This is a genomic window from Seonamhaeicola marinus, from assembly GCF_008085455.1.
On record NZ_VSDQ01000442.1, the window covers coordinates 240 to 580 of the forward strand.

The following is a 341-nucleotide window of genomic DNA, read 5'->3' on the forward strand; positions in this document are numbered from 1 at the left end:
TTCGTGGTTAATTTTTACAACCTTGAATTCCATTGTTTTGTTTACGTACTGATCGTAATCTCTAATTGGCTTCACATCAATTTGAGATCCTGGTAAGAATGCTTCAATGCCAAATACATCTACAATCATACCACCTTTAGTTCTGCATTTTACAAAACCGTTAACAATTTCACCAGAGTCATGTGCTGCATTTACGCGGTCCCATGCTTTAATTACTCTTGCTTTTCTGTGAGATAATACTAATTGACCTGTAGCATCTTCACGTACATCAATTAATACTTCTACTTTATCACCAACTGCTAAGTTAGGGTTGTAGCGAAACTCGTTTAATGAAATTACAC

At 35.5% G+C, this 341-nt stretch carries 1 protein-coding gene; it reads right to left on the reverse strand.

Annotated features, from left to right (window positions below; translation table 11 throughout):
- Positions 1–341, reverse strand: a 341-nt coding sequence (locus FUA24_RS25740) for a S1 RNA-binding domain-containing protein (RefSeq protein ID WP_246146981.1), incomplete at both ends; no start/stop codon positions are given.